At 38.8% G+C, this 20,298-nt stretch carries 19 protein-coding genes; 10 read left to right on the forward strand and 9 right to left on the reverse strand.

Annotated elements, in window-relative coordinates:
• Nucleotides 1-18: 18 nt before the first annotated feature.
• On the reverse strand, nucleotides 19-1,581 hold the full coding sequence (locus MKY46_RS07100; protein ID WP_058844279.1) for a bifunctional metallophosphatase/5'-nucleotidase: 1,563 nt from the start codon (nucleotides 1,579-1,581) through the stop codon (nucleotides 19-21).
• Nucleotides 1,582-1,763: 182 nt separating this feature from the next.
• On the opposite strand from MKY46_RS07100, the gene MKY46_RS07105 reads away from it, so the two are divergent.
• From MKY46_RS07105 to MKY46_RS07125, 5 genes are all read left to right on the forward strand, one after another.
• The gene (locus MKY46_RS07105) at nucleotides 1,764-2,837 is read left to right on the forward strand and encodes a phosphate/phosphite/phosphonate ABC transporter substrate-binding protein (RefSeq protein WP_340833885.1); all 1,074 of its coding nucleotides are present in this window, start codon (nucleotides 1,764-1,766) and stop codon (nucleotides 2,835-2,837) included.
• A gap of 110 nt (nucleotides 2,838-2,947) precedes the next feature.
• Entirely contained in the window at nucleotides 2,948-3,751 is an 804-nt protein-coding gene (phnC, locus tag MKY46_RS07110; RefSeq protein WP_058844280.1) for a phosphonate ABC transporter ATP-binding protein, read from the forward strand.
• Nucleotides 3,708-4,523, forward strand: a complete 816-nt coding sequence (gene phnE, locus MKY46_RS07115) for a phosphonate ABC transporter, permease protein PhnE (RefSeq protein WP_340833886.1) — start codon at nucleotides 3,708-3,710, stop codon at nucleotides 4,521-4,523. The genes phnC and phnE (MKY46_RS07115) overlap by 44 nt, the downstream gene beginning before the upstream one ends.
• A 10-nt stretch (nucleotides 4,524-4,533) precedes the next feature.
• Nucleotides 4,534-5,340: a phosphonate ABC transporter, permease protein PhnE gene (gene phnE, locus MKY46_RS07120; protein WP_330493519.1), complete on the forward strand. Its 807-nt coding sequence runs from the start codon at nucleotides 4,534-4,536 to the stop codon at nucleotides 5,338-5,340.
• A 172-nt stretch (nucleotides 5,341-5,512) separates the two neighbouring features.
• Complete coding sequence (locus MKY46_RS07125) at nucleotides 5,513-6,247, forward strand: hypothetical protein (protein ID WP_036126981.1); 735 nt, start codon at nucleotides 5,513-5,515, stop codon at nucleotides 6,245-6,247.
• A 162-nt stretch (nucleotides 6,248-6,409) separates the two neighbouring features.
• Here the strand turns inward: MKY46_RS07125 and MKY46_RS07130 are convergent, their stop codons facing one another.
• Both MKY46_RS07130 and MKY46_RS07135 read right to left on the reverse strand, forming a co-directional pair.
• Nucleotides 6,410-6,781 (reverse strand): hypothetical protein, encoded by a 372-nt coding sequence (locus MKY46_RS07130; RefSeq protein ID WP_330493520.1) that lies wholly within the window; start codon nucleotides 6,779-6,781, stop codon nucleotides 6,410-6,412.
• 109 nt (nucleotides 6,782-6,890) lie between these two features.
• Nucleotides 6,891-7,118, reverse strand: coding sequence for a hypothetical protein (locus MKY46_RS07135; protein ID WP_058844283.1), 228 nt, complete (start codon nucleotides 7,116-7,118; stop codon nucleotides 6,891-6,893).
• 211 nt (nucleotides 7,119-7,329) lie between these two features.
• Between MKY46_RS07135 and MKY46_RS07140 the strand changes: the two genes are divergently transcribed.
• Both MKY46_RS07140 and MKY46_RS07145 read left to right on the forward strand, forming a co-directional pair.
• Nucleotides 7,330-7,860 (forward strand): hypothetical protein, encoded by a 531-nt coding sequence (locus tag MKY46_RS07140; protein WP_082673732.1) that lies wholly within the window; start codon nucleotides 7,330-7,332, stop codon nucleotides 7,858-7,860.
• Nucleotides 7,861-7,875: 15 nt separating this feature from the next.
• Nucleotides 7,876-9,429 (forward strand): flotillin family protein, encoded by a 1,554-nt coding sequence (locus tag MKY46_RS07145; protein WP_058844285.1) that lies wholly within the window; start codon nucleotides 7,876-7,878, stop codon nucleotides 9,427-9,429.
• Between the two features lie 501 nt (nucleotides 9,430-9,930).
• Here the strand turns inward: MKY46_RS07145 and MKY46_RS07150 are convergent.
• Complete coding sequence (locus MKY46_RS07150) at nucleotides 9,931-10,812, reverse strand: tyrosine-type recombinase/integrase (RefSeq protein ID WP_271912728.1); 882 nt, start codon at nucleotides 10,810-10,812, stop codon at nucleotides 9,931-9,933.
• A 262-nt stretch (nucleotides 10,813-11,074) separates the two neighbouring features.
• On the opposite strand from MKY46_RS07150, the gene MKY46_RS07155 reads away from it, so the two are divergent.
• Complete coding sequence (locus MKY46_RS07155) at nucleotides 11,075-13,846, forward strand: S-layer homology domain-containing protein (protein ID WP_330493521.1); 2,772 nt, start codon at nucleotides 11,075-11,077, stop codon at nucleotides 13,844-13,846.
• Nucleotides 13,847-14,456: 610 nt separating this feature from the next.
• Here the strand turns inward: MKY46_RS07155 and MKY46_RS07160 are convergent.
• Together MKY46_RS07160 and MKY46_RS07165 are read right to left on the reverse strand one after the other, a co-directional pair.
• Nucleotides 14,457-15,002, reverse strand: coding sequence for a GNAT family N-acetyltransferase (locus tag MKY46_RS07160; RefSeq protein ID WP_340833887.1), 546 nt, complete (start codon nucleotides 15,000-15,002; stop codon nucleotides 14,457-14,459).
• 16 nt (nucleotides 15,003-15,018) lie between these two features.
• Nucleotides 15,019-15,843, reverse strand: a complete 825-nt coding sequence (locus tag MKY46_RS07165; RefSeq protein ID WP_036126881.1) for a methyl-accepting chemotaxis protein — start codon at nucleotides 15,841-15,843, stop codon at nucleotides 15,019-15,021.
• Between the two features lie 300 nt (nucleotides 15,844-16,143).
• On the opposite strand from MKY46_RS07165, the gene MKY46_RS07170 reads away from it, so the two are divergent.
• Both MKY46_RS07170 and MKY46_RS07175 read left to right on the forward strand, forming a co-directional pair.
• Entirely contained in the window at nucleotides 16,144-17,349 is a 1,206-nt protein-coding gene (locus MKY46_RS07170) for an MFS transporter (protein ID WP_058844232.1), read from the forward strand.
• Between the two features lie 24 nt (nucleotides 17,350-17,373).
• Nucleotides 17,374-18,102, forward strand: coding sequence for a sulfite exporter TauE/SafE family protein (locus tag MKY46_RS07175; protein WP_058844233.1), 729 nt, complete (start codon nucleotides 17,374-17,376; stop codon nucleotides 18,100-18,102).
• A 179-nt stretch (nucleotides 18,103-18,281) separates the two neighbouring features.
• On the opposite strand, the gene MKY46_RS07180 is transcribed toward MKY46_RS07175, so the two are convergent.
• From MKY46_RS07180 to MKY46_RS07190, 3 genes are all read right to left on the reverse strand, one after another.
• Nucleotides 18,282-19,064 (reverse strand): enoyl-ACP reductase FabI, encoded by a 783-nt coding sequence (locus MKY46_RS07180; RefSeq protein ID WP_082673729.1) that lies wholly within the window; start codon nucleotides 19,062-19,064, stop codon nucleotides 18,282-18,284.
• Nucleotides 19,065-19,229: 165 nt separating this feature from the next.
• The gene (locus tag MKY46_RS07185) at nucleotides 19,230-19,823 is read right to left on the reverse strand and encodes a hypothetical protein (RefSeq protein WP_058844234.1); all 594 of its coding nucleotides are present in this window, start codon (nucleotides 19,821-19,823) and stop codon (nucleotides 19,230-19,232) included.
• Nucleotides 19,824-19,951: 128 nt separating this feature from the next.
• Complete coding sequence (locus MKY46_RS07190; RefSeq protein ID WP_004232564.1) at nucleotides 19,952-20,200, reverse strand: ferredoxin; 249 nt, start codon at nucleotides 20,198-20,200, stop codon at nucleotides 19,952-19,954.
• Between the last annotated feature and the right edge of the window lie 98 nt (nucleotides 20,201-20,298).

Consider the following 20,298-nt stretch of genomic DNA (forward strand, 5'->3'; position numbering starts at 1 on the left):
GGAATTTGGCATTTTTATTTAGAACTGTACTTGCCAATTTTGATTACAAGTTACTTTGATGAAGGGATGCTTTAAAATATAATCAGCCATTATTTCGGTCATATCAATTTGTATTTCTTTTACAATGGGGCAATTTCTTAAAAAGTCAAAATTCCCTGCTCCTGTAGCACGATAGCTGCTCATTACAACATCAAATTCCGCATCCATTTGGATAGCCTTGTCATTGTACAAAAGTTTCGTCACACGTTCACCAATCGGTTTGGATATGTCAAAGATGTATTCAATACCCTCCCACATATCATAATTATAGGGCTGTGCCTTAGGATAAAGAAATGGCTCTGCCACTTTTAATTGTCCTGCCTCGACCGTAAAATAACTAGCAGATTGTTCAAGTGCGAGTAAGATGTCCTGTCCTGATAGACGAAGTACCTTTAATGTATTGGCATAGATGTAGTTTGTAACAATATCACGCATGGTGACAGCTTGCTTTAAGCCACCTCGTTCATCATGGAAAAGAGCCGTACAAGAAATAGAAGTTCCGGATGTCGCCATTTGAATGCGATTGATAAACTCTATATAAGGATGCTCTTGAATGCGTGCTAGAAACGGATCTTTGATTTGTAAATCTCCTTGGATCACACCAATCGTTTCATCTAACCAGGCTTCGGTTTTTTCAAATGTAGGAGAGATAAGCTGACAAACAGCTGCATTAGGTATTGTACTTTCAGCGCTATAAATAAGAGATGGTGTATGAGAAATCGTTTGGATCGTATGCTGGTCATCCATCTCGATTTCGAGTTGAATGCTACCGAGACAAACTCCTTTAGTACCAGGTTGAACAACGGATTTTCCCATAACAGTTGTGCAAATCTCACGATGTTGATGACCAGAAATAATAATGTCGACTTCATCAATTTCTGCGCACATGCGGTACCCTTGATTTTCACCATCCTCTGCTTCAAGCAATTCTCCCGTTTCAAGATTTCGCTCAAATCCCCCGTGATAGCAAAGAATGAGAATATCAATTTGTTCATTAGCACGAATCCATTTTGCCCAGTAGCTAGCACTCGAAAAGGCATCCTCAAAGTGAAGACCTTGGATATGGAGCGGTTCTTCCCATTTTGTTACAAAATGCGTGGTCACACCTAAAATAGCCAATCGAACACCATCTACTTCTTTTAGTATATAAGGCTTCGTAAATGGCTTGCCATCCTCTGTCACGATATTTGCTCCTAGCCATGGAAAATTGGATTGGCTCCTAATAGATTGTAACGTCTCTTGACCATAATTAAATTCGTGATTGCCGAATACCATGGCATCATATTGAAGCTCATTGGCAACTTGAATCAATGGATTCGGTTCTTGTGTTTGGAATTTCTGGTGATAAAAAGTCATGGGACTTCCCTGAATAAAGTCACCATTATCAATTAAGAGGGTAGGCATTTCAAGCCGTTTTTCCTCGATGATGGTTGCTAGCTTTGCTAAGCCAATTGCTTCATTATGATTGTTTCGGAAAGTAGTTGGCATAATATAGCCGTGAATATCGCTAGTTGCCAGTATTTGTATGGTTTTTATCGTCATAACTGATCCTCCGATTAGTAGTATATCCACAGTATATAAAGTAATAGCCAGGAAAATAGCGTATTTACAATATCAAAATACTATTTTACGAATTAGATACATAGATTTACTCGCTTTTAACACTAGGAAAATATTTACTGTATATACTGAGGAAGCATTTCAAAAATGGGGAGGATAACACTTTGAAGAAATTACTACTTTTAACGTTAACGTGCACGCTTTCTGTGTTCTTAATGGCATGTGGAAATGAAGTTACTAGTACATCAAGTGCTGATAAAACTGTAGAGACGTCTACTGAGGCAAGTGGCAATGAATCAGTAGAAAAATTAACGATTGGCTTTGTGCCTTCACGTAATCCAGATGAAATTATTACAGCAACAGAACCTTTAAAGGGGTTGCTGAAGGACGAGCTCGCAAAATTAGGCTTTGATGTAGGTGAGATCGATATTACAGTAGGAACAAATTTTGAAGCAGTGGGTGAAGCCTTATCTGCAGGTACGACCGATATTGGCTTAATTCCTGGGGGAACTTATGTGCTCTATGATGATGGTGCAGAAGTCATTTTAACAGCTACACGTGCAGGCTTAAATAATGACTCTGATCATCCAATTGATTGGAATAAAAACAAGCCAACTGCTCCGACAACAACACAGGCCACTTCTTATAGAGCCATTTTGGTGGCAGGGCCATCTGAAAAAGGGAAAGCATTAGCAGCGAAAGTCAATAACGGTGAAAAATTAACGTTTGAAGATTTAAATGATGCTACTTGGAACGTCATGTCCTCTTCTTCACCAGCGGGCTATATTTATCCAACATTATGGTTACATGAGAATTTTGATAAAACAATTCCTGATTTAACGAAGGTTGTTCAGGCGGATTCTTATGGGAGTGCCTTTGCCCGTTTAGCAGCAGGTCAAACGGATGTTTTGGTCACATATGCAGATGCACGTCGCGATTATGAAGAAAGCTGGCAAGGCGAATTTGCCCGCTCTGCTTCCATTTGGGAGGAGACAGATTTGATTGGTGTTATGCCCGCTATTTATAATGACACGATTAGTGTGAGTAAAAACTCAAAGGTTATGACAGCAGAGTTGAAAGAGGCAGTTCAACAGGCATTCATAAATATTGGCAACACTGACAAAGGGAAAGAAGTGATTGCTATATATAGCCATGAAGGCTATCAGGCTGCAAAGGATAGTGACTATGACAATGAGCGTAAAGCACAGAAATTAGTGCAAAATCTAGGTTCGAACTAAAGTCAGTCTTGAAGGTGAAGAATCTGTGGCTTGCGGTTATCCCGCAGAAAGCAGATTCTTCTTTCATTCATTCATTCGGTGAGATTCTTTTTTAGAAATGGAGCGGTACAATGATTGAGTTTAAGGAAGTAGAAAAACGTTATCCAAATGGTTATCTTGCCTTACAGCAAATTAATCTTCAAATTGAGCAAGGTGAATTTGTGGCTATCATCGGTTTATCGGGTGCAGGAAAATCAACACTGTTGCGCTGTATTAATAAAATGCATGATATTACGGGGGGAACATTGCATGTTAATGATGTGAATGTGCACCGACTCAAGGGCAAGGGTATTCGCCATCTACGCCGTAATATTGGCATGATTTTTCAATCTTTTAACCTTGTTACTCGTGTATCAGTTTTGCAAAATGTGTTGGTTTCCTTTGTACCGACTATGCCTGCCTGGCGAAAAATTTTAGGCATTTTTACGAAAGAGGAAAAGCGTAAAGCATTAATGGCACTTGATCAGGTTGGCATTTTAGATAAGGCCTATGTACGTGTCGATCAGTTATCGGGTGGACAGCAACAGCGTGTTGCCTTAGCTCGTACGCTTGCTCAAAATCCTCAAATCATTTTAGCTGACGAGCCTGTTGCATCGTTAGACCCTGTAACAGCAAAGCAAGTTATGGAGGATTTTAAACGGATTAACCAAGAGCTAAGCATGACCATTTTGATTAACATTCATCATGTTGATTTGGCATTAGCTTACGCAACACGTGTTATTGGTGTACGTGGCGGTGAAATTGTCTTTGATGGACAAGCCGATGAAATCAACGAGGAAACGCTTGCGTTCATCTATCACAATACGAATCAGGAAAGAGGCGTAACGAACCATGCAATGGAAGCTGCTATCACCGAAAAAAATAGTATTGCCTAATGGCAAAGAAGTGCTGGAAAAACGGTCGTTCATGCCAATCGTGTGGCTTATTCTATTCGTATTAACTGTGCTTGCCATTCGTATTACAGGCTTTAGCTTAGAAATTTTAGTGAACCGAATTCAACAATTTTTTGTCATCCTACAACAGATGATTCCACCGAATTGGGCCTACTTATCAAAGCTATGGCAGCCGCTCTTCGATACGATTAAAATGTCGTTATTTGGCTCTATTGCGGGGGCTATATGTGCCTTACCAATAGCCGTTCTCTCAGCGACCAATATAACCAAGCTTAGAGGAATTGCGCTGGTAAGTAAGTTTATTTTAAGCCTACTTCGAACTTTACCGACACTGATTATTGCACTTATTGCGACATTTATTTTTGGGCTTGGAACGATGGCTGGCACAGTAGCCATTTTCCTATTTACCATTGCATATGTTGGAAAGCTATTATATGAGCAAATAGAAAACGCTAATATGGAAGCCTACGAGGCCATGCAGTCGATGGGGCTAACGACCATTCAAGCCTTTCGTTTTGCCATCCTGCCACAAATCCTTCCTAACTACTTGTCGACATCATTGTTTTGCTTTGAAGGGAATGTTCGTTATGCGTCTATTTTAGGATACGTCGGTGCAGGGGGAATCGGCCTGCTGCTCAATGAAAGTTTGGGCTGGAGAAGCTACGAGAATGTGGGCATGATTCTTTTAATGCTTGTTGGTACTGTTTTTATCATTGAAACATCGAGCGAATATTTCCGTAAAAAATTAATGTAGAGGTGATGTTATGAATGCAATCGAAAAACAATTACAGTTACAACCAAATCGACGCATGACATACACCATGATAATTGTGATCGTTTGTCTTTTATTTATTTGGTCTATAACAACGATTCATTTTGAGAATATATCAGTGAATGGGATAAAAATCGTTAAAAATATATTTGTAGGATTGCTGAATCCCGATTGGTCATTATTAGTCAATACGACAACAGCAGGTGTACCTTATTTATTAATCGAAACGATGGCCATAGCATTTCTTGGAACCATTGTCGGCGCATTGCTAGCCATCCCTTTAGCCTTTTTGTCGGCTTCTAACATTGTGCCAAAGCCTATTGCTTTTGTTGTCCGTTTACTGTTAATAATCATTCGTACGATTCCTGCCATTGTCTATGGTCTTATGTTCATCAGAGTAACAGGCCCTGGTCCATTTGCTGGTGTACTGACGATGTCATTAACTTCTATCGGAATGCTGTCAAAGCTCTATGTTGATGTTATTGAGGACTTAGATAAAAGTATTCTAGAGTCAATGGAGGCGATTGGTTGTACGTTGCTGGAAAAAATACGTTACGGTATTTGGCCACAACTAACAGCATTATTTTTATCCATTGTGATCTATCGTTTTGATATGAATTTACGAGATGCAACCGTACTCGGCTTAGTTGGAGCAGGTGGAATCGGTGCGCCATTAATTTTTGCGATGAACGCATATAAATGGTCTGAGGTAGGGTCCATTTTATTGGGACTTGTCCTGCTTATTTTACTCGTGGAGTATGTTTCGAATCGCATACGTACGAAGCTTGTCAAAGGGTAAGTATGAATTGATGAAAACTAGTAAAATCCTGAATAGTATCGACTATTCAGGGTTTTTCATTTATTGTTAAAAAGAAGGATTTTCAATTATTAAAAGTTTTTTACTTGAAAAAATGTCGTATTCGATTTATTGTCTTTAGAGATACTTGTTTAATGGACTTGGAGGATATAAAATGCACGGAATTTATATACGCTATAATGTCTCAGAAGAAACCCAAGCAGCACAATGGCCCAAAAAAATGGATGCATTTGCGTATGTTCAACGAGGAAAACCACAACAAGACAATGTTAGCTTGCTGTCAAAAGAAGAGCTGAAAAACCATGCCATTCGCTATATTAAAAGCTTAAAAGACAATGCAAGTGTACATTTAGTAGAGCAACGCAACGGCGAAATTGAACATTTTGATCGACGTTATATGGAATCATTAAAGTTAAAAGAAAGCATCGATTCACAACTTATTAATCTAGAAGAAATTCGTTTATTATTACAATTAATGAATGTCTTGAATTTATCGCATGCATTTGGAGAAAATGCTGGAAAGCTATTGCGTCAAATTACCCCTTATGCAAAAGATGTGGAGCATCCAACATTCCAAACAACACGTGTTGAGCGCCATTTCTATTCGGAATTAATTGAACAAATTGAAATGGTCTATGCCCGAATTATGCGTCAACACAACCCATCAACGACTGAAATGCAGCAATCAGAAAAGCTCTGGACAACAGTCTGTGAGCAAGCAATAGAAAAGGTAGAAGCCCGCATTGAACGTTTATCTTCTATCAAATTAAAGCATGAGAAAAATTTACTAGAGTTTAATCACTTAAAACAGCAAAATATCGAGGCGAAGGAACGCTTAGATCTAGCTGTGAATGAACTGGATGAAATTTTAAATGTCCTAGAATCATAAGAAAAGCATGTCTACCGATTGGAGTGCCAGTCGATAGACATGCTTTTTATGCTGTAGACGGATAGAAACGCCAAAGTGACGGATAGAACCTTTGATATGAAGGATAGAAATGAGAAAATGATGGATTAAGCCATAGAAGTGACGGATAGCACCACTCTTGCTTTACTTTTCCTCATTTTGATCGCGTTTGGTTTGGCGTGAAATACGCAGTAAATCAAGTACAAGCAATACGACAATGATATAGAAAAGAGGGCTAGTAAACGATAAACCGATTTGCGACTGGCCACCAAGCAATGTTAAAACAATCCATAAACCAACTGTATACAGCGTCAAACCAATATAGGCTTTTTTGGACAATTTTTTATATCTACCTTTATCGATAGCTAGCTGTATGATAACTAACACGACTAATAGAAGAAGAATGATTTTTTTAGTTAAGACTGTTGCAATCGTTGTGTCAGGGAAAAAATCATTCACGAATAATAATGTGAAAAATACTAGAATTAAAAAATTTAAGATCGTTGAAAGTTTCATGCCATATCTCCTTAGTTGCCAAAATTCTTTTCTATTGTAACATGGTTCAGTTAGAGAGAAATGAAATTATGATATATTGAAGCGAAAATTATGTATGGGGTAGGAAATATTAATTTTTATTGAAAGAATCATGATATCTTTTTAGCATTGTCGCAAATTGCTCACGTGTTAAGAAATTTTGAGGATGAGTGCCATCTGTAATACCTTTATTTCTTAACCACTCCCACGCAGCATTATGCATGTTTGAGGCTTTTCGAGCAGGGACAATAGCTTGCTTTGTTTTTAAAGCCTCCTCAAGCTCTTTTATTTTACTGAGTAATTCTGTATATTGTGACATTGTTAGTTCTCCTTTATTAGCTAAGATAGTATTTTGGACAACTTTAAGAGCTCTTAAAAAATTGTCCATGCAGGCGATTCTTACTTTTACTGCCCTGAATTTAAAGAAACTGGTGACTTGCTCCATTTTTGTTTGAAAAATGCGAAAAATTTCGAAACTTTTCCAGGGGTATATCCGTATAGTAGGTAATATGATGAAAGGGGTGAGCAACTTGACGCTATTTGGCTATTCACTCGAACAAATCTTTTTGGTTGTTTTGATTTTTGCTGGTCTTGCCACAATACTCGTTATGTTTTTTGGTGATGCTGTCGAAGGTATTGGTGAAGGACTGCCCATTTTTAATCCGAGTGTCATTCTATCTTTCATTACGTTGATGTCAGCAGCAGGATTTATTTTAGAAAAACTAGCCTGGTTCTCTAGCGTTTGGAACATTATTGCTGCATGTATCATCGGCGTTATTTTAAGTACTTTGTTTTATTTATTCGTCCTTGTTCCGCTGCGATCAGCTGATGTTTCATTGGCTTATACGGAGGAATCACTAGGGGGGCAATTGGGAAAAGTCATTGTACCAATTCCTGTAAATGGTTTTGGTGAGGTTGTTATCGAAACGACAAGTGGTATGATTTCGAAACGGGCAACAGGCTATGATAATGAAGCCATTGACTATGATGAGACCGTGCTTGTTGTAGATGTGAAGGATGGTACACTTTTTGTCAGAACGTATGAGAAAAAATTTGTATAAAGGAGAGATCTATCTATGTCAACCGATATTTTAATTGTTTTAGGAATTGTAGCGTTTGTATTAATCGCCCTAGTCGGCTTATATGTGACAAAGTATCGTACGGCGGGTCCTGATGAAGCACTGATTGTGACAGGTAGCTATCTCGGCTCAAAAAATGTACATAAAGATGAGTCGGGGAATCGCATTAAAATAATTCGTGGGGGCGGTACATTTGTATTCCCTATTTTCCAGCAAGCACAGCCATTAAGTTTACTATCTAGTAAACTAGAGGTAACAACGCCTGAAGTTTATACAGAACAAGGTGTACCTGTTATGGCTGATGGTACAGCCATTATTAAAATTGGCGGCTCCATTTCTGAAATTGCAACAGCAGCAGAGCAGTTTTTAGGAAAGCAAAAAACGGAGCGTGAAGCGGAAGCACGCGAGGTTTTAGAAGGCCATTTACGTTCAATTTTAGGCTCCATGACGGTGGAGGAGATTTACAAAAACCGTGATAAATTCTCACAGGAAGTTCAACGTGTTGCTTCTCAGGATTTAGCTAAGATGGGTCTTGTGATCGTATCCTTCACGATCAAAGATGTACGAGATAAAAATGGCTATTTAGATTCACTTGGTAAACCAAGAATTGCACAGGTAAAACGAGATGCAGATATTGCGACGGCAGATGCAGAGAAAGAAACGCGTATCAAACGTGCAGAAGCCTCTAAGGAAGCACAAAAGGCAGAGCTAGAACGTGCGACAGAAATTGCGGAAGCGGAAAAGGAAAATCAATTAAAGGTAGCTGAGTTCCGTCGTGAGCAGGATATTGCAAAAGCCCGTGCTGACCAAGCCTATGAGCTTGAAACAGCTCGTGCTAAGCAGGAAGTTACGGAGCAAGAAATGCAAATTCGCATTATTGAGCGTCAAAAGCAAATTGAATTAGAAGAAAAAGAGATTTTACGTCGTGAGAAGCAATATGACTCTGAAGTGAAGAAAAAGGCTGATGCGGATCGTTATGCAGTGGAACAAAATGCCGCTGCCGAAAAAATGCGAGAGCTTGCGCAGGCTGATGCGGAAAAATATCGGATTGAATCGTTAGCGAAAGCAGAGGCGGAGAAAATTCGTTTGGATGGTCTTGCTAAAGCAGATGCCGAAAGAGCGCAAGGTGAGACAGAAGCAGATATTATTCGACTACGAGGTCTTGCAGAAGCTGAGGCTAAACGTAAAATTGCCGAAGCCTTTGAATACTATGGTCAAGCAGCTGTGCTGGATATGGTAGTGCGTATGATGCCAGAATATGCAAAAGAGCTTGCGAGTCCTCTTGGTAATATCGATAAAATTACAGTGGTCGATACTGGTGGTGGCGAAGGCAGTGGAGCAAATAAGGTTACGTCTTATGCAACTAATTTAATGTCTACACTACAAGAAACATTAAAAGAAACTTCTGGTATCGATGTGAAGGAACTGATCGAAAGCTATGCTGGTAAGCACACTTTGCGTCCAGAATTAGAGCAAATTGCCCTAGGTTTGGAAAAAAAGCAAGCACCTGTTGAAGCAGTAGAAACAAAAGAAACTGTAGAACAATCCTAATAAAAATATATTTACCCAAAGAAAAATGGCATTTCCAATTGTGATAGGTTCCCTATTAGGTAGACAGATTAAAAAATAAAATCTGTTTATCTAATGGGGATTTTTTTATGACAAAATATTCTTTCACTGAAGAAACAGTTAGCCATTATATCATTCTAGCAGGAGGAGCATTACACATTAAATGAAGTAGCAAAAAATTTAGATGTACACCAAGATACAAAAAAGATTGGCAAAATAATGATCTTTATTTTGAAGAAGGGGTCTGAGCAATTAAACCAATAGAAACCTACTCTAAAGAAATAACATTGAGACAAATATTTCGTTTTACAACAATGAATGCTACCAAGAAAATTTAATAGAATTTAAGGATCAACACTCATAAAGAATTTTTTATTTTCACTGTCTACTTGACTGGGAGCACCACACCCACATTTTTATGCAAAAAAGCCCAATCCTTTCAAATTGCGCTAATTACGTTTCATATTTAGTTTTACATAGTTGTCACATTATTTTTTTCTGAGGAAACCCGTAATTTTTTTGCCAGTTCGGGATGATTTTCAGCTTTGCCAACTGCTTTTGTTTCGTTTCGGCACTGGTTTTCAAATAACGTCTTGTGGTGTCAATGCTTTTATGTCCTAAAATATCCGCTAAATCCGACAGTGGATTGCCGCAGTCTAAAAAGCTTCGGGCGAAGTAGTGCCGCAGATTATGGGGGAAAACCATTGCTGGATCAACTCCGCATTGCTCTGCTACTTCTTTCATTGCACGTGCAATATAGGAACGGCTAATAGGGCTGCCTTTACTGCCCGTAAAAACAATACCGCTTTTCACATTTTTTTCCTTGCAATATAAGGATAAATGACCTTGTAAATCCTTATGTATGACAATCGTGCGTACAGTTCCTTTATTGTTAATAAGAACCTTACCGCTCTTGATAGCCTCAACGGTGATAAACTGCAGTTCCCCTATGCGTATTCCTGTGTAGGCAAGCGTTAGCATAATCATCGCAGTTTTCGTCTTTTTATTCGTGAAGGCGCTTTCAATCAACTTGTCAAATTCCTTTTGGGTAAGCTCATGTTGAGCGGTGGTCTGTTCTTGAATTCTCAGAGCCTTTAGGGTGAGATCATCCATCTCCATAAATTTTAAAAATTTGTTGACCGCCGCAATGCTGCGGTTGACGCTTGAAGGTTTCAGCCTTATTTCCATTGATTTTTTATACTCTATTAAATATTCCTTTTGCAGTTTCCCATCTTTTCCCTCTAAAAAATCAATCAATTTCAAAATATCTTTTTGATAGCTTCTGATACTATTTTTTGCGTATTCATTGTATGTTAAATGTTTAATGAATTTAGGCAAACCACCCTTTAGCTTGTTTAATAACATAAAAATAATATACTCCTTTTTGACTTTGACAAGAGTATATCAGCAAGTATTACAATTTACAACATAGTTGCGATAAATATAATTATCGCAACTCAAATAAAAAGATATGTAGGCAAAGGAACTGGTTCGGCTGGGGGGGAGAAGCATATTAACACATACTTATGCGATCTTTTTGTTAACAGAATACATCACAAAAGTAATACTAATCCAAATTTAAAGTTGTCCAGAAGGAAGTTAGTAACAAATTGGAGGTAATTAAAAAATGAATTATTTTAAAAGAATAACGGGTACTGTAAAAGGAATAGCCAATAAGCGAATGATTTCACTGCTGTTATTTCTGACAATGTTTTTTTCACTCATGCCACAGTTTATGTTGTCGGCAAATGCGGATAGCGAAGTTACCCTGTTTGTATCACCCAGTACAGTTTCCAACGATACTGCTCCTAGAGCGGATGGCGCAACCTATGCCACGCTGCAGGGAGCGATAAATGCAGCCCAGAACAATGATACGATTGCTGTAACAGAAGATATAACGATGTCAACGACAATTTCAATTATGAAAGATATTACGCTAATAGCTAGTGGAGGAAATTCCAAAATTACATTGGGTATTAATGCTAGTTTTTGGGTCCAGAATGGCTTTGATTTGACTTTGGGTGGAGGCTCGGATACTGAAGTACTTACGCTTACGGGTTCTCAGAGAACACTTATATCTGTTGCAAATGGCAATATTGTAGTAAACAACGGAGCAAAGCTTTTAGCAACTGGCACTGGGAATATGGTACTGGATTTATACGATCCGAAGGCGTCCGGAAAAATAACTGGCGGACATTTGGAATCTTCCGGATCAATCGCCATTTCGATGACGAATGGTGCTACACTGGAGGAAATCAGTGGCGGAACTATCATTGGTAAAATGCACTCGTTATATATGTATGACGAAGGTACAAAAGTCAATCTAATTTCGGGTGGCACTTTCAAAAATTTGGCTGCTGCTCCAGATAGGTGGGCAAATGTTCAGGTGGACGGTAAGGCACAAATTGGTGAGATTTCCAACGGTGATTTTTTTGCGGAACATGAGATTTCCGCTCTTCGCCTAATTCGAGGTGGAAAAATTGGGGAAATCAGCGGTGGGAGATTTATTTGTGCGTATACTGGACTTACTACTAATAAAGAAGGAAGAGGAGTTGACATTGTAGCATTGGACTATCCGTCAGGTATCGATGAAATATCAGGCGGAACTTTCGACGGAGAGATAGGTGTTCTGCTGATCGAGGCCGGCGCTTATATTAACACGATAAGCGGAGGAACTTTTTCAGGTGGACAATCTGGCCTCCAAAATGATATTGGCGGTACTATTGGTACCATTAACAATGCCGTTATCACTTCAACGAACATTGGTCTTCTGAATGTTGGCACGATTAATGAAATCGGCAGTGGCACAGAAATCACTGGAGATTCTCTTGCCCTTTGGAACTATGCGTCGAATAATCCAAATGCTATTATCAAGCTCATCAGTGGGGGCAAATTTACCACCGTTAGCGCATCTGGGGAAGCTTTTCTAAACGAAACCACAGTAAACTTGATTTCAGGCGGCATTTTCACTGGTGGGTTCTATGCAATCAATTCAACTACATCAAGCAGCACTTCTCCTGCAAAAATCGGCACTATATCGGGAGGCGTTTTTTACGCCCAAACAACAGGTGGTGCAAGCCTTGTAGCTATCAAACTAGCCAATCCGTTAATTTTGGAGCCTGCTTTAATTACTAATAAGGGGGTAGCGCGTTTTTGGGGAAACGGAGGCAGTATTTTTAATGATGAATCCCTTGTAATCTACCCAGCAGGTTATCATATGAGTACTGCTACTGAAGCGGTAAGCAGTATTGCAGGTGTAGAATTTAAATATTTGACAAAGTCACTTTATACGGTAACCTTTAATTCCAACGGTGGTTCTGTAGTGGCAGAAAAAACGGATATACCCCTAGGTAGCCTTATAACCGAGCCAACGTTACCGACCAAAAGTGGCTATACATTCAGCGGTTGGTATAAAGAAGATTCCCTAACCAATGCATGGGACTTTGCTATAGATACTGTTACCGACAACATTACGTTATACGCAAAATGGATAAGTAAAGGTGGTAGTGGTAGCGGTAATGGCAGTGGCAGTGGCGATGGCAGTGGTACACCTACGGCAACATTACTAGTTCAAGGCATAGACAAGCAAACCGGGGAAATTATTTATAGTAAAAGTTCAAGTATTACAGTTGGCAGCACAGAAACTATAAACGCCCCGGCTATTGAGAGTTATCAATTGGATGCAGGCAGTAAAAGGACGGAAACGATAACGATCAAATCAGGTGAAAACAAGGTTGTATTCTACTATAACAAGAACACAGTCGCTATCCCTGAGCTTGAAACCGGTGAGCATATCAAGTATATCAATGGCTACCCTGACGGCAGCGTAAAGCCAGAAAGCTCAATCACAAGAGCGGAAGCAGCAGCAATATTTTTCAGACTGATAAAAGACGAAAATAAGAATACGGCTGTAAGTGGAAAGTTCAGCGATGTCGGTGGCGGCACATGGTATGAACAGTCGGTCAATTACCTTGCAAGTCAAGGTATACTGAAAGGGTATGGGGATGGCACGTTCAAACCTAGACAGACAATCACAAGAGCGGAATTTGCAGCCATAGCCTCAAGATTTGATAACCTGTTAACAAGCGAAAACACTTCGTTCAATGATGTGCCAATCAATCATTGGGCGGCAGAGTATATTGACAGCGCGTATACTAAGGGTTGGATTAATGGCTATCCTGACGGCAGCTTTAGACCAGCAAGTTCAATCACCCGCGCGGAAGTTGTGAAAATTGTAAACACCATGTTAAACCGCAAAATCGAACTTAACGATATTCCATCGGACGCGCCGCAATACAAGGATTTAAATAAAACACATTGGGCATATTGCCACATCATAGAAGCGTCTACAGAGCATACCTACACACGTAAGGAAAACGGCTATGAGCTGTGGAAATAGTAAAGTAATTATTTTCTATTATTTTACTCTGCATGTTTCGATCTATGTGCCGAAAGAAAAAACAAAATCAGCGGAGGAGACCTTAAATTTGATATAATGATCGTTCTTCCGTTGAATTGTTAAAAGCATAGATAAATAAACTGGTGATAGGTATGCAACAAGAGTTCGATTAGGGGAAATTGATCTGGCTGATTCTCATATTCGAAAGTGAACTGCGCCGAATTGTTAGATCCACTCTAACAATTAGAGGTGCAGTTTTTCTATGGATAAATTTACTGCTGAGGAAAAATTAGGAGCCGTTTTACGCTATTTAAACGGCAAAGAAGGTTATAGAGAAATGGGGGAAATTATCATCTGCTGATAATACCCTATTGAATCGTTTCTTCTGCATTAAAATCTGAAACGTTCTATATAGACAATTGAAAGCGTACTATGACGGCAATCGTCAAACAAACTGTCAAAGACTATATAAATTTTGATAATGATATCCGAATACAAGCGACACTAAACAACCAGTCGCCGATTTAGTACCGACAACTGATTGGATAATGCTTTTTGATCCCTGTCTTATATTGGGGCAGTCTCAAATTGATTCATCAGGACGCTACTTTTATTTTTGTTGCTGCCATTCACTTACAAGCATGCCGTATACAACATGATCCACATAATGGTCATAGAGCCATTCTGCTGAGCGAATCGTACCTTCTTTTATTAGGCCAAGTCGTTCGGGTATTGCACGGCTTTTGTGATTGGTTTCAGCAACACGAATTTCCACTTTATGCAGCTGCAATGTTTCAAAGGCATATTGTAAGAGAGCTTTTACCGTTTTTGTCATAATGCCATGTCCCTGAGCACCTTCACTTAGCCAATAGCCGATCGTACCAATGTTATTATTCGGATTAATGGCATTAAAGCCAGCTATGCCGACGATTTCATGGTTAAAAAGAATAACGAGGGAGAGACTACTTTTTGATTCATGTCCTTTAATACAGCCCCCAATATAAGCTTTCGTGTCTGCCACTTCCTTCGTGTAATCCAACCATGGTAGCCATTCTTTTAGATACTCTCTAGAGGCATCTGTTAAGGCAAAAACCTTTTCTGCATCCTCCAAGGTGATTGTACGTAAAGATAGATCTTGGTCAAGGGTTATTTGCATCTTGTGCACCTCCCAATTATTTTAATGCATCGTGCATAAAGCCCTTCATTTCGCGGCTTAGTACAGTCAGCTCTTCAATGATTTCGCTAAAATCCTGTACAAGCTGTGCTTGCTCATTCGTTGCATCATTGATTTGTCCCATATTTTGCTTTAAGTTTTCAAGATTTCTATTAATATTACGTAAGGAAGATTCTATATTTTCGGTAGCACTAGATGTCTCAAAGGACAATTTTCGAACTTCCTGTGCCACAATATTAAAGCCAGCACCATGCTGTCCAGCGCGAGCAGCCTCTATGGATGCATTTAAACCAAGTAAATTGGTTTGGCGGGAAATGCTTTTGATTAAATCCGTTACGGCATTGGTTTTTTCTGAATCTTCTAGGGCATGCTGTGCCTGCTTATTTATTTCCTCACTAGTAGCCGCTAATTCCTCTGAATGGGAAGCGATTGTGTGGACTTTATCTTGTAGGCTATTGACGATATTATCCATAGTACTCATATAATCTTCGAGTTTAAGCTCATTATCTATTGGTAGGCCAAATGCTAAGGCACCTACTACTTGACCATTTTCACGAATGGGGAATGAAAAAGCATTGATTGCTACGCCGTAAACATCCTTTGGTATAACCACATCTGCATTTTGTCCGTTAAAGGCAATGTAAACATTTTGGTCATTAGCATTTACTTTTTGTCCATCATGATAGCCTGAATCTACACGTTTCCCCGCTAAATACTTGATGACTGTTTCACTATCCTTTTCAATAACAGCTACAATGGCTTCTTGCTTTAATGCAAGGTGAATATAAGGTGCTGCAAGGGCTAAAGCTTCAATAATTTTCATAAAAATTCCTCCAAGTCTAGTCAATGAAAAATGGTTGTGTCATCTGTATTCATTGTGACAATGGTTCTAGATGATTACCTTTACTGTAGCATAATATTTGCCAAGTCAAAATAGTAAATTCCTTTTTATAAATAGCTTTTAAAAAGAGAGTTGGCGTGTTTTGAATGTCAATTAAAATTTGCTTTTTCCGGGTGAAAATGGTGATGAATTTGTCTATTATTTGACGGAGGGATCGTGTGTTTTACGAAATATTGTATTAGAATAATAGTAGTATGTTGAAGAGCTGAAGGAGAGAGAGTCATGGAATATATACAAAAAGGCACGAGAGCGTTTCATAAAGCAAACTGGGCCTTATTTTTGGCAGGCTTTATTACTTTTGCAAATCTCTATATAACGCAGCCATTACTACCGACATTTGCAGATGTGTTTCACGTCTCGCCAGCTGTAGCAAGTTTATCTCTTTCTGTCACTACCTTTGCCTTAGCAGTGAGTTTAATTATTGTTAGTTCTTTATCTGAGGCATGGGGAAGAAAATCATTGATGACGATTTCTATTTTTGCAGCCTCTGTATTGACAGTGGCACTAGCTTTTTCACCTAACTTTGAAATAATTTTAGGATTGCGTGTGCTACAAGGCATCGTTTTTGCAGGTTTACCGGCAATTGCCATGGCTTATTTGGGGGAGGAAATGGAACCAGCAAGCTTAGGTGTTGCCATGGGCTTATACATTAGTGGTAATTCTGTGGGAGGGCTTAGTGGACGAGTCATTATCGGGACATTAACGGACCATTATAACTGGCATATAGGGATGATGGTGCTAGGAGGAATTAGCCTTTTTGTCAGTGTGTTGTTTGTCTGGATGCTGCCAAGCTCCAAGCATTTTAGCCCACGTCCTTTACAATTAAAAGCATTAACTAAAACGCTGTTGCAACATCTGAAGGACCCTTCTATGTTGTGTCTATATGGTATAGGATTTGTTCTAATGGGAAGCTTTGTCACACTTTATAACTATATTGGCTTTCAATTAATGGCCCCTCCCTATAATTTGAGCGCGACCATTGTAGGCTGGATATTTGTCATATACCTAGTAGGGACATTTAGTTCAGCATGGTTTGGTAGCCTAGCCGATCGTTACGGACGCCAACAAATGTTATTACTAGCCATTGCCATTATGTTGGCAGGAGCCATAGTAACACTTAATGGGCTCCTTACTTTAAAAATTATCGGCATTACGGTGTTTACCTTTGGCTTTTTTGCAGCTCATTCTATCGCGAGTGGCTGGGTGAGTAGACGGGCAACACATGATAAAGCGCAAGCATCATCCCTTTATTTATTTTTTTATTATGTTGGTTCGAGTGTTGGCGGGACAGTAGGTGGTGTTTTTTGGATGAAGTATGGCTGGGTAGGTGTGATCGCCATGATTGCTCTATTTTTACTAATTGCTTGCGTGTTATCTTTCTTATTGAAGGAATTGATTGCTAAGCAACATGCTATAACCACTCTATAGTACTAAATGATGTGAGGTGTCGTTTTGCAGGAATTACTTTTGTACTTTTTTATTATACTAACAGCTTCCATTTTGCAAACAAGTACGGGGTTTGGTTTTTCTATCATGGCCACCCCTTTTTTACTGTTGCTTTTTTCTCCGCAAGAGGCAATGCAAATAAATATCGTACTGTCCCTTGTTATTTCATGTTCTCTCATTTGGAAGGTGAGGCATGATATTGATGTCGCTTTGCTGAAGAAGATAATAATTGGTAGTGTTGTGGGCGCTCCTTTTGGCAGTATTTTATTTGCCTTAGTCGATGTCACGACATTTAAACTTATTATCGCCATCCTCTTAATAGGTCTTACGTTTCTCTTGATGAAAAATCTCTCCATTCAACAAACAAGTGGTAGAGATTATGGCGTTGGTTTAATCTCAGGAATGTTTACAACAAGTATTGGTATGGCAGGGCCGCCATTGTTGCTGTATTTTGCGAGCACCCATCGAAATAAGGAAACCATTAGAGCTATTTCACTAGCCTATTATATTTTTATCTATCTTATTAGTTTACTATCTCAAGTCACTGTTGAGGGCACAAGTAAACTGGTTTGGATTTATAGTTTGTATGCCTTGCCTATTGTTTTCATCGGCCTTATTTTAGGACAAATCTTGTTTACTAGGCTCAATCAAAAGCTATTTAAATCATTAATTTATCTTCTTTTAATAGCAGCAGGTATAATTTTATTGATACAAACTATATGGACGATGCTATAAAAAAGAATGGAAGAGAATATTTATCTTCCATTCTCATAGTGTTGAGAAACAAAACCATCCATAGCATTTTTGTGAAAGGTGAAAAAGGATTTCCGTTGGAGGCTACTTGCTTTCCTGTGGGCGAGCGCTGAGCTACTTCCTACGCTACCGCTCAGAGGCTTGCCTGTCTCGCTATATAGTTAACCCATAATATTGTAGCCAGCGTCGATGTAAATTGTTTCACCAGTTACACCACGTGATAGGTGAGATAGCATAACAATCGTCATATCGGCTACTTCGTCTTGTTGAACATTCCGTTTTAATGGAGCTGTTTCTTCAATTTTGTGTAAAATGGTATTAAAAGAAGGTACACCTTTTGCAGCAAGTGTACGAATAGCTCCAGCTGAAATGGCATTGACACGAATATTATTCTGACCAATATCAGCAGCAAGATAGCGCATGGAAGCCTCTAATGCAGCTTTTGCTACACCCATAACATTATAGCCATCAAGCACACGTTCAGCCCCTAAGTAACTCATCGTGACAATAGAGCCACCTTCTGTCATATACGGATGAGCCGCTTTTGCTGTTGAAATAAGTGAATAAGCACTTGTATCTTGTGCAAATGCATAGCCTTCACGAGTTGTTTCAAGGAAGCGGTTGTGTAAGTCTTCGGCGTGGGCAAAAGCTACTGAATGCACAATACCATGAATAACGCCAACCTTTGAGCCGATTTCATCGAAAGCCGCTTTTGTACTGTCATCACTATTTACATCGCATTGCACGATGAGTGAATCAGAATGGCCAATTGTGTCTAATTGCTTTTGTAATTTCTTTAATGAGCGTTCTTGTCGATAGGTGAAAATAACATTTGCACCTACGTCAAATAAGCGTTTCGCAATGCCCCAAGCAATACTACGATCATTTGCTACACCCATAACTACAATGTTTTTATCTTTTAATTGTAATAAATTATCCATCATTATAAAGAACTCCTTTGCGAGATAATATCTGTTATTAGTACCAACTACTAAAATCTTATCATACATAAAATATCGTTGCAATAACAAGATGAAAAGAGAAGTCGTTTCATAAGCAAAAAAAATTCATCTCTTTCTTATGAGAGACGAATTAAAGGTAGTCCTATTTTATTTGTTACCATGCTGTTCATACAGATATACTGCTCGATTAACAGCACTGCTGACGGTGATTCTAAAGCTATTTTGTGAGCGAATGACTTGAGCTAGTATTTTGATTGCTCTTGTTTGATCTCGGTGGAATGTAGCATTGTCTGTTTGAAAATCATCCTCTAAATGAGCGAGAAAATATGGTTTTAGGTGTTGAGGGAGTAATAAATCAGCTTCAGAGCTTTTTTCAAGCGTATTGTACACCCACAGGTCTATTGCATTTGCTAATTGGAAAGCGACAAAATACTGTAAATCATCATTCTCAAATCCCTTTGTTTTTTGAATTATTTGAATCTTTTTGAGCTCGTCTATTAAAAATGTATTGATGGAATAGTTAATTGCTTTAGAAGGATTGAGAATGAGTTCATCGTTGAACTGAGATTTTAAGAAAACCCAGTTATTTAACACGATGGCCCATGAATCTAGTGTATTCAAACATTTAGCACAAACATCTGGAAAAACTGGTTGCCATTTAGCAGCAAGATTTTTAAATAAATTCATATGGTCTTGATTAATAAGAAATAAACTATGTTCAACTTGTAGCTGCTTAAACATTATCATTCCTCCAATAGATTGGTATGTATAGCAATAGACCATATGATTATCTCTTGATGCAAATATTTAATACACATAAGAAGGCACCCAAAGTAGGATGCCTTTTAGGGTATACATTTACTTGAAGACTATTCGAATTTTAATGAATCGCCATCGAAAGTTTCGTCGGCTACTTTGATGGAGTCTGTTGGACAACCTTCAAAAGCATCTTGCATATCTTCTAATAGATCTTCTGGTACTTCAGCAGTTCCCATGTTATCATCTAAAATAACGAAGGCAATCCCTTCATCATCATAATCATAAATGTCTGGCGCTGCGGCTCCACATGCGCCACAGGCGATGCATGTATCTTTATCAACTATTGTGTATTTAGCCATTTTTTTCTCTCCTTTAACGATGTTCCTACAAAGCTTCATACTCATTTTAAAGATGTTTATCTTACATTTCAACTTAAATACTATTAAATTGGAGGAAT

Origin of the sequence: Lysinibacillus sp. FSL M8-0355 (genome assembly GCF_038008985.1) — a bacterium.
In the GTDB taxonomy this organism is placed as follows: Bacteria; Bacillota; Bacilli; order Bacillales_A; family Planococcaceae; genus Lysinibacillus; species Lysinibacillus fusiformis_D.